12 protein-coding genes are annotated in these 12259 nt (G+C 40.2%); 3 read left to right on the top strand and 9 right to left on the bottom strand.

Features of this window, described 5'->3' with window-relative positions:
• Positions 1 to 51: 51 nt before the first annotated feature.
• From BTN98_RS02695 to htpG, 4 genes are all read right to left on the bottom strand, one after another.
• Positions 52 to 1356: an inosine/guanosine kinase gene (locus BTN98_RS02695; RefSeq protein WP_060997000.1), complete on the bottom strand. Its 1305-nt coding sequence runs from the start codon at positions 1354 to 1356 to the stop codon at positions 52 to 54.
• Positions 1357 to 1507: 151 nt separating this feature from the next.
• Positions 1508 to 2479: a ferrochelatase gene (gene hemH, locus BTN98_RS02690; RefSeq protein WP_060997001.1), complete on the bottom strand. Its 972-nt coding sequence runs from the start codon at positions 2477 to 2479 to the stop codon at positions 1508 to 1510.
• A gap of 215 nt (positions 2480 to 2694) precedes the next feature.
• Positions 2695 to 3339 carry an adenylate kinase gene (adk, locus tag BTN98_RS02685; RefSeq protein ID WP_060997002.1) on the bottom strand — a complete coding sequence of 215 codons (645 nt, stop codon included), beginning with the start codon at positions 3337 to 3339 and terminating at the stop codon, positions 2695 to 2697.
• Between the two features lie 142 nt (positions 3340 to 3481).
• Entirely contained in the window at positions 3482 to 5383 is a 1902-nt protein-coding gene (gene htpG / locus BTN98_RS02680; protein WP_060997003.1) for a molecular chaperone HtpG, read from the bottom strand.
• Positions 5384 to 5575: 192 nt separating this feature from the next.
• On the opposite strand from htpG, the gene BTN98_RS02675 reads away from it, so the two are divergent.
• Both BTN98_RS02675 and BTN98_RS02670 read left to right on the top strand, forming a co-directional pair.
• The gene (locus tag BTN98_RS02675) at positions 5576 to 6454 is read left to right on the top strand and encodes a winged helix-turn-helix domain-containing protein (RefSeq protein ID WP_060997004.1); all 879 of its coding nucleotides are present in this window, start codon (positions 5576 to 5578) and stop codon (positions 6452 to 6454) included.
• Complete coding sequence (locus BTN98_RS02670) at positions 6445 to 6993, top strand: regulatory protein ToxS (protein WP_060997005.1); 549 nt, start codon at positions 6445 to 6447, stop codon at positions 6991 to 6993. The genes BTN98_RS02675 and BTN98_RS02670 overlap by 10 nt, the downstream gene beginning before the upstream one ends.
• A gap of 88 nt (positions 6994 to 7081) precedes the next feature.
• Here the strand turns inward: BTN98_RS02670 and recR are convergent, their stop codons facing one another.
• The 5 genes from recR to BTN98_RS02645 form a co-directional block, all read right to left on the bottom strand.
• A complete protein-coding gene (gene recR, locus BTN98_RS02665) occupies positions 7082 to 7681 on the bottom strand; it encodes a recombination mediator RecR (protein ID WP_060997006.1) in 600 nt (199 codons plus the stop codon).
• 3 nt (positions 7682 to 7684) lie between these two features.
• Positions 7685 to 8014 (bottom strand): YbaB/EbfC family nucleoid-associated protein, encoded by a 330-nt coding sequence (locus BTN98_RS02660; RefSeq protein ID WP_045041700.1) that lies wholly within the window; start codon positions 8012 to 8014, stop codon positions 7685 to 7687.
• A gap of 36 nt (positions 8015 to 8050) precedes the next feature.
• The gene (dnaX, locus tag BTN98_RS02655) at positions 8051 to 10144 is read right to left on the bottom strand and encodes a DNA polymerase III subunit gamma/tau (protein ID WP_060997007.1); all 2094 of its coding nucleotides are present in this window, start codon (positions 10142 to 10144) and stop codon (positions 8051 to 8053) included.
• A gap of 283 nt (positions 10145 to 10427) precedes the next feature.
• Entirely contained in the window at positions 10428 to 10973 is a 546-nt protein-coding gene (gene apt / locus BTN98_RS02650) for an adenine phosphoribosyltransferase (protein WP_045027108.1), read from the bottom strand.
• A gap of 126 nt (positions 10974 to 11099) precedes the next feature.
• Complete coding sequence (locus tag BTN98_RS02645) at positions 11100 to 11504, bottom strand: YbaN family protein (protein WP_231730623.1); 405 nt, start codon at positions 11502 to 11504, stop codon at positions 11100 to 11102.
• Between the two features lie 369 nt (positions 11505 to 11873).
• Between BTN98_RS02645 and BTN98_RS02640 the strand changes: the two genes are divergently transcribed.
• Positions 11874 to 12221 carry a TraR/DksA C4-type zinc finger protein gene (locus tag BTN98_RS02640; protein WP_060997144.1) on the top strand — a complete coding sequence of 116 codons (348 nt, stop codon included), beginning with the start codon at positions 11874 to 11876 and terminating at the stop codon, positions 12219 to 12221.
• The last annotated feature ends 38 nt before the right edge of the window (positions 12222 to 12259 follow it).

Raw genomic sequence — 12259 nt, 5'->3', positions numbered from 1 at the left:
AAAAACCGCCACGAATGATGGCGGTTTTTTTTTGTTAATGACAATATGCCATTAACGCTCCCAGTAAGCTTCTTCTAAGCTATCTTCACGCTCAGGTAGACCGCGAGAAAGACGAGGAGAATATTGGGCTAATACTTCATAACTTACACGATTTGAATATAAACAAACTTGTGAGAATGATGAATAGGTCAGGAAAGAATATTGGTGCTTACTTGAATTTGGCACGTTTTCTTTATGGTAACGGTTAGCAGACATATCATGCAGTAATGCTGAAAGTGCACCATCACCTGCTCCGTTAGTATTTTTAATGCGCTCAGGACCGCCCATATAAGGTGCAATGTGTGAATATGCCTTAATTGGATTCTCACATGCAGCTTTTAGCATTGGTCGGCTAAATTCATAACGGTTAAATTCAGCAATATCACCAGGAAGTAATGGTAAGCTGGTTTCACGCTTAGCATTATCTTCAGTGTAACCTGCGGTGTACAAACCGACAGGACCTGCGGTACACAATACAAGATCAACCCATTCTAGAGTTTTATCTGCTGCAACTAACGGATCAGACTCACCCGTTAACGCTTCACCTTCGTCTTCGTTCATTGCAACCACAGTCACATGATCACGTAGGAAATCACGCCACCATTGTGGATCGTCTTGAATAACGAATTTAGTACCGAGGGTTAATACTACAGGCACATCATATTTTTTAGCGAATTCAATTGCTTTCATTGTTGCTGCTGGCATTGGATCGCCAGGCTTACAACGAACAAGGTATGCTGTTAGAACAAGAGCTGATGCATTTTCAAACACACACTCAGGAATACTCTCAGGCTTAAGTTGGTTCATGTTACCTTCGTTAATCGCGAAAGTACGTTCACCATCTTTAGAAATCAGCGCAAAACAACGGCCAATTGGACCATTAACAGGCTGAAGATAGTTCATATCCATACGGCTTGAGGTATTACAAAGATAACGGTAAGCATAACTACCAATTTCAATGTCTTTACTCATCACACCCAATAGTACCGATTTATCATCAGCTAATACTGAGTAGTTATGTAACGTGTTACCGATAGTGCCGCCAGCAAACTCATGCGTCACTAAATTGTTTTCTTTTAGCTCATTATAAAGCGCTTCGGCTTTTTCATCGGTAATCACCAATGAATGACCTTTACTTAACTCATAGCGTTCCAGGAATTCGTCATCCACATAGGCTTCAATATCAACCAATGTCTGATCAATACCCACCACATGAGTACGTGTTAAACGCTTCTCTACCTTAGTTTGACTTAAAAGTGGATCGCGAGCATGTACGGGAAAATAATGCTTAGATTTTCGTTGTCCTGGAAATTTCATGTCAATGGGCTATCAAGTTGTAAATTTTGCGAATTCTATCACAGAATTTGACACATAAAAGCAAAAGCTATCATCGGTTTTGCGAATAACAACCAAAAATAGCAACGCAAACGTTATCGTAAAAAGTATAGCAGTCATTACGAGCTCAAATTTACCACCCTTGTGTATGTTGCTTAATCAAACTTTCCATCATTAAAATATGTGCAGAGCTGTCATTTAAGCATGGGATCAAATTAAACTCTTTGCCACCTGCTTCCAGAAAAACCTCTTTACACTGCTCAGCAATCTCTTCCAGTGTTTCAAGGCAATCAACCGAAAACGCTGGGCACATTACATCTAAGCGCTTAATACCTTTTTCTGCCAATGATTTGATGGTGGCTTCAGTATAAGGTTTCAACCATTCTTCACGACCAAAAATAGATTGATAACTCATGCTCATTTTTTCACGAGCCATATTAAGCGATTGAGCTAATAGTACTGTTGTTTGATGACAGTGCTCTGGGTACGGATCACCATTATCAGCATAGCGTTGCGGAATACCATGATAAGAACAAAGTAGATAATCAGATTGGCCGTTCTGTGCCCAAAACGTGTCAACAGACTGCGCTAACGCAGCAATATAATCAGGGTGATCATAATAATGATTAATAAACCGCAATTCTGGTAACTCGGGAGTCTTTTTTAAATCTTTCGTGATACGATCAAAAACAGCTGCAGTGGTTGTTGCTGAATACTGTGGGTATAACGGTAACACAACGATGCGCTTACATCCTTGTTGCTGCAATTGTTGTAAGCCTGATTGAATACTCGGCTCACCATAGGTCATGCCTAATACAACGGGAACATTAAGTGTTTGTTGAAGTGTTTGTTGCTGACGACGAGAATAAACCATTAATGGTGAGCCATCCTCCATCCACACGGATTGATATAACTTAGCCACCTTAGGCGAGCGAATCGGTAAAATAACACCATGTAAAATTGGACACCATAACCAACGTGTCATATCAACCACACGTTTATCATGTAAAAAGTCACCCAGAAACTGCTTTACCCCCGCGGTTGTTGGCTCAGAAGGTGTTCCAAGATTTACTAGCAATACCCCATAGTTATTATTTATTGTCATCGGTATATGTCCTTTTATCATTCGTTCGCGACCGAAGATTATATTATCTTCAGCAAGGTGATCATACAATCTCGTAACCAAAATCACTCAATTGAACAACGATCGTGATATTGTCCTAATATTAAAACCAAAAAAACGAGCATTACCAATAGGTAAGCCCGTTTATTTATATCGTTATTAGCTATGATGAGTCATTAGCTAATTGGCAAAGCTATTTATGCTAATGCTTTCTCAAGCTGAGCACTTACTTCAGCAACAGGTAAAGTACCATCAAACTTAAGGTACTTAGTGTTACCAGCAGCAGCTTCTTTACCGTAGTATTCGATAAGAGGTGCAGTTTGCGTATGGTATACGTTTAGACGTGCACGAACAGTTTCTTCTTTGTCATCTTCACGAATAACAAGATCTTCACCTGTTACGTCATCTTTACCTTCAACCTTTGGTGGGTTGTAAACAGCGTGGTAAGTACGACCAGAAGCAAGGTGAGCACGACGGCCCGCCATACGCTCTACAATCACATCATCAGCAACATCAAATTCAATAACGTAATCAACAACAACGCCATTTTCTTTAAGGCCATCAGCTTGAGGAATTGTGCGAGGGAAACCGTCAAGTAGAAAACCTTTTGCACAATCTTCTGCAGTGATACGCTCTTTAACAAGACCAAGGATGATATCGTCAGATACAAGTTGACCTGCATCGATCACTGATTTTGCTTGCTTACCTAGTTCAGTGCCTGCTTTGATTGCAGCACGTAACATGTCACCAGTAGAAATTTGAGGAATACCAAATTTTTCCATGATGAATTGAGCTTGAGTACCTTTACCTGCACCTGGAGCGCCCAGAAGGATAATGCGCATTGTGTTCCCCTTTAAAATAGAGTGGAAATTTGCAAAAAACTGAAAATACACTGATTAGCGCTCAGTCGCAAGCTTGGCACTATGACCAAGCCGCGATTGAATGATTTATCAGAATAGTCTGTGACTTTGATGGTTTAATTGGTTATTTAACCAACAACTTGTTTACAGCCGCTAAGAACTGTGAAGGATCATCCATGGTGCCGCGTTCAGCAAGCATTGCTTCACCAAATAGTAACTCAACCCAACGGCCAAAGATTTCTTCATCGGCTTCGTCAGCCATTTGCTTCACTAGGCTATGCTCTGGGTTTAACTCAAAGATGTACTGCACTTCTGGCGCTTCGTGGCCCGCAGCTGCAAGCAATTTCGCCATTTGTGTGCCCATTTCGTTTTCGTCTGTCACCATTACTGCTGGCGTATCATGCAACTTAAACGTTGGACGTACTTCTTTAACGCGATCACCAAGGTAAGCTTTAGTGCGCTCTGTTACTGAAGTAAATTCTTTTTCAGTTTCTTTTTGCTTTTCTTTTTCTTCTGCATTATCAAATGAAGACAGATCAAGATCCGCTTTGGTGATTGCTTGGAACTTCTTACCATCAAATTCAGGTAAGTGGCCCATTAGGTATTCATCAATACGATCGTACATCAAAATAACTTCTAAGCCTTTAGCACGGAATTGCTCTAGGTGCGGGCTGTGTTTTGCTGCATTAAAGTTATCTGCAGTTAAGTAATAGATCTTATCTTGGCCTTCTTGCATACGGCTAACATAGTCAGCTAAAGAAACCGTTTGATCTAATGACTCATTTTCTGTTGATGAGAAACGTAGCAATGACGCAATTTTTTCACGGTTACTAAAGTCTTCCGCTAGACCTTCTTTTAATACCTGACCAAACTCTTTCCAGAATGACTGGTATTGCTCTGGCTCATTTTTAGCCATGCGCTCAAGCATTTGTAGTACACGTTTAGTACATGCTTTGCGTAGTGCTTGAGTGATTTTGTTATCTTGTAGAATTTCACGAGATACGTTTAGCGGTAAATCATTTGAGTCAATCAAACCACGTACAAAGCGTAGGTAAGTTGGCATGAACTGCTGCGCATCATCCATAACGAATACACGCTGAACATACAATTTAAGTCCATGTTGACCATCACGATTATTTAAATCCCACGGTGCTTTTGATGGAATGTATAACAAGCTAGTGTAATCTTGCTTACCTTCAACACGGTTATGGCTCCATGTTAGTGGTTCAGCGTAATCATGGGCAACGTGAGTATAAAATTCTTTATATTCTTCGTCACTAATATCAGATTTATTGCGAGTCCATAATGCTTGCGCTTTGTTAATTTGATCCCATTTAGTACCAGTAACCTCGCCTTCTTCATTTTTTTCTTCAGCTTGAATGAAAACTGGAATACCAATGTGATCAGAATATTTACCCACAATCTCACGTAAGCGATAATCATCTAGGAATTCTTGCTCATCTGCACGCAGGTGCAAAATAATGTCAGTACCACGCGTTGCTTTAGTGATTGTCTCAATGCTGTAATCACCTTCACCTGCAGAGGTCCAGCACACACCTTCATCAGCAGCAACATCTGCGCTACGTGTATTCACAGTCACACTGTCAGCAACAATAAATGCTGAGTAGAAGCCTACACCAAATTGACCAATCAGTTGCGAGTCTTTGGTTTCATTCTCATTTAACTGTGCAAAAAATTCTTTGGTGCCTGATTTCGCAATAGTGCCTAAATGCTCAATCGCTTGTTCACGTGTCATACCAATACCATTATCACTAATGGTTAAAGTACCCGCTTCCTTGTTAATTGATAGCTTTACACATAAATCAGCATCATTGCCGTATAAATCGGTTTTTGATAATGCTTTAAAGCGTAATTTATCTGCAGCATCCGATGCGTTAGAAATCAATTCACGTAAAAAAATCTCTTTATTAGAGTAAAGTGAATGAATCATTAGATGCAGTAGTTGTTTTACTTCTGATTGGAAACCACGTGTTTCCTTTTTATTATCAACTGTTTGCTCGCTCATTTCGACTCCAAAAAAAATTATGAGTAGTATATAAAGATAAATATGGTCAAACTGTATGATTTCAACCTAAAATAACATGTTTTTTATTTTTATATTTTTTGAGTTGTGGTTATATATTTTTATATTCAGACAACATTCAGAGCAAACATATAATAATATTGTTCATATAAAACCCTTGGCAAGGCTAAATCAATGACAACAAATGCAACTAAGTATTTGATTGGAAATCGTTTTATTTTCGATCCTAATGACAACAGCTTAATAGATAAATGTGATAATAATGAATTAACTCGACTTGGCAGTAATGAAAGTCGAGCGTTAAGTCTGCTCATTGAAGATCCTAGCCTAATTATTACTCGCCAACGAATTCATGATTATGTATGGCGTGAACAAGGTTTTGAAGTCGATGATTCTAGCCTTACGCAAGCAATTTCAACCTTGCGTAAGGCTTTAAAAGACTCAACTAAATCACCAGAATTTGTTAAAACTGTGCCTAAACGTGGCTATCAAATGATTGCCAGCGTGGAAAACTACATCTGTCAAAAAGCACCACTAGACGCGACAGTTGATATCAATGAGCCTGCGGTTATTTCGATGCCACCAGAGTTTGAGCCCGTGCTCTCTTCACCACGTAAAGAGGCATACCGTAACTTTTCAACATCTGAATATTACCAACAAGCCCAAGAGCAAACAGCAACCAAAGCAACCTTGATTTCTTGGAAAGGTTGGCTAGCGCTGATCATTGCTTTTATATTACCGATTCTTGTTAACATCAGTATGCCACCCAAATCTGCAGCGTTTACTCCTTTATTTGATGTTGACGGGGTAATGCTTTATACCCCAAATAATAATCCAGATATAAAACAATGGCATAGCATGATAAAAACCTGTGTTAGTAATTATCTGCAATACCATAAAAATCCCAATCAAAAACCATTTGAAATTATTGTTACAGGTGGCCAAAACAACCAATTGTATTTAAATTACTTGCATAGCAGTAAGGTACCAGCAGAAAACGTTACAGTGCGTTTACTCACAAGTGATAAGGATAATTCGAGCTTATGTCGCTAACCGCCTCCAACCCAATAACGCGTTTATTACGCCAATATTGGCCATTACTGATTTTAAGTAGTTCGATGGTGATTTGCTCATGGGTCTACTTTTCAACAGACTATAAACAACAGCAGTTGTTGATGTCGCGAGAATGGCAAAGTACCACCATTAGTCAGATAGAATCATTACCACAAGATTCTCTACAAGCGCTTCGTAAGGTAAAACAAAGCAGTAATATGGTATTTTTACCCAATCATACCTACTCACGGATCACCATACTTGAGCTTCATAGTGATGAGCCACGACCATTAACGATTCATATTTCAGAATCAGGACGTTGGGATGTCAGTGGCGGCTATTTACTGACTGAACCGTTAGAATTTAAAGATATCACTTCTGGTTCAAACCATGATTTTGATAGTAAGCAACTCAATATCATTAAGGATATCTTTAGAATGAATGCACAAGAAAGCCGTCGTATTGACGTTATTAATGAGCATACATTACTGCTTACCAGCCTCACTCATGGCTCAAAAGTATTATTCTCGACCAAATAAGTTTTAATAAATTCATCATTATTAAATAGCAGCCAATAAAAAACCGCGTCCAAAGAACGCGGTTTTTTTCTAGCAATAATAACCATAGTTACAATCGCTGTCGTCCAGCAAGAGAATGCGACAACGTGGTGCCATCAACTAACTCTAGCTCACCACCAACAGGGACACCATGAGCAATTCTACTCGCTGGCACGCCATATTCATGGCAAAGTTCCGCAATATAATGTGCTGTTGCTTCACCCTCAACGGTTGGGTTGGTGGCTAAGATCAATTCACTAATTGCTTCTTTCTGCAACCGAAACTCTAGCGTATCAAGGCCAATATCTGCAGGTCCAATACCATCAAGTGGTGATAAATGGCCCATTAATACAAAGTAACGCCCTGAAAATTGTCCCGTTGCTTCGACTGCTACAATATCTGCAGGGCTTTCAACCACACAAATAATGCCGTTTTCTTTTCGACGAGGATTGTCACAAATCGCGCAAACATCATCTTCAGTAAACGTACGACAATCACGGCAATGACCAATCTCAGTCATGGCTTGATTTAGCGCATCAGCCAGCTGTAAACCGCCCTGACGATTTCGTTGTAGCAAATTAAAAGCCATACGTTGTGCCGACTTAGGACCGACCCCAGGCAGACAACGTAAGGCTTCCATCAAATGCTCCAGTAAGTGACTGGTTCGCATTGATTAGAAAGGCAGCTTAAAGCCAGCAGGTAAGTTCATACCGCCGGTAACACCTGCCATTTTCTCTTTTTGTGTTTCTTCGATACGACGTGCTGCATCATTGAATGCCGCAGCAATCAAATCTTCAAGCATATCTTTGTCGTCTTCCATTAGGCTTTCGTCAATTTCTACACGACGTACGCTATGGCTACCAGTGATCGTTACTTTAACAAGGCCCGCACCAGATTCACCAGTCACTTCCATGTTTGCAACTTCTTCTTGCATCTTTTGCATGCGCTCTTGCATTTGCTGCGCTTGCTTCATCATGTTACCCATACCGCCTTTACCAAACATAACTCTTCTCTCTCTATCTGGTCTGGTTAAAAATCTTTAAACTGGTCTAATACTTTCTTCATCCAGTTGTGCAGCAAAACGCTGACAAATGAAATTCACATTAGGATCGTTCGCTAAACTTTCTCGTGCTTGTAACAATTTTTGTTGGTACAAGTGTTCACGTAATTCCAATGGTGTTTGGCCTTGTTCGCCCAACACAATTGATAATTGCACAGATGTTTGTAACACATCATTTAAAGCACTATTTAATTGCGCTGTCGCTCGCTCTGCTTGTAAATGTTTCTGAGCTGAACGCAAGTACAAGGTAATATGATCATCTGTACGCTCAAAAGCAGAGTTAAGTGCTAATTGCTGAATTAATTTAGGTACATCAAGCTGAGTAACTAACTGTGACCAACTATCCTGATTTGCCGCTTCATTGACAAGCAATTTCGCCATCTCAGGGGTTTTTTCATGCTCTAAAGCGCGCTTTAAAACTCGCGGCGTTAACTCAGGCTTAATTACCGTATCAGCCTCAGCTTTTGCCATTGGCTTCCAGCGATATTCATCTTGTTCTGCCACATTAGCAGCAGTCGACGCCGGCATCGCATGAGAATTCAATGATGGCATCGCCGTTTGCTTATTGGCTATGCGATCCATCACTGAGATTGCGACTTTTTTAGCTGGCGCCGTTAGGGCCTTTTTTGGCAATACCGATGCCGACTGATCATCTTGACCACGTTTAGTTTGGCTACGTAACTGATTACGGGCAGCTAATAGCCCTGATGCTGCCGATGGTCGAGCTACTGCAGGTTGCGGTTGTGATTGCATTGGCGCTGCCGATACCTGTTGCTGTTGCTGCGGCTGTTGTTGCTGCATCGGTGCTATTGGTGCTGACAACGGCGGCTGCGATGTTGGCATCACTGTTGGCGCAACATTATCGGTTACAGGTGGTTGCATTTGTGCTTTTAATGCTTGCACTCGCGACACACCACTTGCAGCAGCATTGACCACTGCCGGTTGAGAGCTTGGCACTACAATCGGCTGTGGTGTAATACTACCACCGCTCACTGGGCGGAAAGCAAGCATGCGTAATAACACCATTTCTAAGCCAGTACGGCCATCTGGTGCAAACGACAAATCTTGACGCCCTTGCAAACAAATCTGATAACACAATTGTACATCTTGTGGTGTCATTAGTTGGCTAAGTAAATTCACGCGCTCGGCATCGGGCAAGCTTTCGTCAAGACTTGCAGGCAAGGCTTGAAACATTGCTACTCGATGTAATTGGGCTGACAATTCACGTAATAAACTGTCCCATTCAATGCCAATAGCAGCAAGCTGCTGCAAACTTGCCATCGCGGTATTGGCATTAGCGCTAGCAACAGCCTCTAACAAACACAATGCTTGATCAGTATCTAGCGTACCCAGCATAGTCGCAACCGTTTCAGCGCTAACATGGCCATTGCCTAATGCTATCGCTTGATCGGTTAAACTTAATGCATCACGCATACTGCCTTCAGCAGCACGGGCTAATAATGCTAATGCACGCGCTTCATATTCAACTTTTTCTTCAGTTAATACTTTCTCTAATTGCGCGTGAATTTGTTGATGGTCTAGATGCTTTAAATGAAACTGTAAACAACGAGATAAAATCGTTACCGGCAGTTTTTGAGGATCGGTGGTTGCCAGAATAAATTTTACATATTCAGGCGGTTCTTCAAGTGTCTTTAATAACGCATTAAAACTGTGACGCGAGAGCATGTGAACTTCATCAATAAGATAAACTTTAAAGCGCCCACGTGCAGGCTTATATTGCACGTTATCTAATAATTCACGGGTATCTTCAACTTTAGTGCGTGATGCAGCATCAATTTCTAACAGATCAACAAAACGCCCCTCATCGATTTCACGACAGGTTGTGCATTTACCACAAGGTGTCGATGTAATGCCTTGCTCACAATTTAGTCCTTTAGCAAAAATACGTGCGATAGTCGTTTTACCAACGCCACGAGTACCACTAAAAAGATAAGCATGGTGAAGCCGATTTTGTTCTAAAGCATTCCCTAATGCTGTTAACACATGTGATTGTCCAACCACATCTGCAAACTGATAAGGACGCCATTTTCGGGCCAGAACCTGATAACTCATTTATAAATAACCTTAATCAATCTGGACTGCATCTGGTGCAACGAAATTCGCCACTCTTTCTTTTATTCTCGCCATCATAGCGATAATGCTAACAACTGCTAGTAATCATTATAAAACAAAGAAAATAAACGAAATAGTAACGAGATAGGTAAAACATTAAATTCAACATTAATGCTAGCATAGTGCCCATTTGTGAGCGAGAGGGCGCTAGAATTAGCGCCCAATGATTAACCAACTATCACTTTATTACAGAATATAATCAGCCATAGTTGTTAAAGACATCTTAATGTCCTGGGAAATCACAAATAGAGTAAACGTTCAGTCCCAAGCCTTGTAGACGTGCTTCACCACCAATATCAGGTAGGTTAATCACAAATGCAGCATCAGCAACATCACCGCCTAAACGACGCACTAAGTTAGTGGTTGCTTCAATGGTACCACCCGTAGCCAGCAGATCATCAACTAACAACACTTTATCACCAGCAACAATCGCATCTTTATGAATTTCTAAGGTATCTTTACCGTATTCAAGTTCATAACTCTCAGCAATCACTTCACGTGGCAATTTACCCGGTTTACGCACAGGTACGAATGCAACCCCTAACGCTAATGCTAATGGTGCACCAAACAAGAAACCACGCGCTTCTGTACCAATGATCTTAGTGATACCTTGATCTTGATATTTTTCAGCTAAAATAGCGATCGTAGCACGATATGCTTCAGGCACTTCCATTAGGCTAGTGACATCACGAAAAAGAATACCAGGCTTAGGGTAATCTTGAATTGATTTAATGCTGTTAGTAATTAGATCTAATGTTTCTTGGTTCATCATTCTTTCCGTACTTACTCTTACCGCAAACAGAGTAATCTCAAGTTAAAGCCTGCAGATCGCAGACGAAAGCATAAAAATACAGCCGTTCACAACAGCTGTATTTTTATGTGATAAGTACGCATTTTATGGGTTTTCGTCAGCTTCGGCAACTGACGTAACATCAGCTTGAAGTTCAACCACTGGTAATCGATTAAAACAGTATAATAAAACCATCATTCCCAGCAACAACATGCCTTTATGCCACCACAAGGGCACCATCACTATTGAGAAGGTAAAACTGAGCACTATCATTATCCTTCCACGTCGCTTTACAACAGATGTTACTGCGCCATGTTGGTGCCAATTAACTAAAATAGGCCCAAGCTGAGGATGTTGATATAACCACTGATTTAATTTCGGTGAGCCTCGCATAAAGCAAGCACTTGCCAATAATAAAAAAGGCGTGGTTGGCAATAAAGGTAAGAAGATCCCTAATACACCCAAAGCGACAGCAAGCCAACCCAAGGCAACTAAAACATAACGTATCATTCGGCTCTGAACCATAATGTCTTTATTCAAGCGTTTACTACCCCAATTCGCAAATTTAACAACTTACATACCTTTTCTATTGCGAAACTCGCTCTTTGTAACAACAATCAACATTAATTGTTAACATTTATCATTATTCATTGACGTTGGCTATATCACAGCAAAAATTAACCAATATTTATTAAATTCGTTTAAAGAATTGATTCAAATCACAACAGCATACAGAATCTCGATTAGACTAATAACACTTAGAGGTACTGCATTAGATTTTTATTTAGCCGCAGTATAACAACACTCAATCAAAGCATTAGTAATTACATTATTACCCTGACTTTATTATTGAATATCACCACTATGGCTATGACCGATATGAATTATAAAAATTTTCAGTATCCGCTAGAGACCGAATATTTATCTTTAGCTGAAAAATTAAAAAATGAAATGTTAATCAATCATTTAAATGATAGTACTATTGCAGATAATAACACTGATCTTAATGATCTAATCGTAATGGCTAAATCGTCTTTTATACCGAACCTTTTTGATATGGCGATACGATTAGAAAAAGTGGATGCCGCGGTATGCTCATTTAAATTAGGCATGTATGGCTTATGTGCCGATTGTGAAGAAGAAATTGAGTATAGCGATCTTGAGCAAGATCCCGCTCAACCTCGATGCAAAGCTTGTCGAGAGCATAGCCGTTATCATCATGATTAATTATCGCTAAAAGCTATATTTAGCCAGCAAATAAACAA

This window comes from Photobacterium aquimaris (genome assembly GCF_002954455.1).
Taxonomy (GTDB): Bacteria; Pseudomonadota; Gammaproteobacteria; order Enterobacterales; family Vibrionaceae; genus Photobacterium; species Photobacterium aquimaris.
This window is presented reverse-complemented; position numbering and strand designations above follow the sequence as displayed.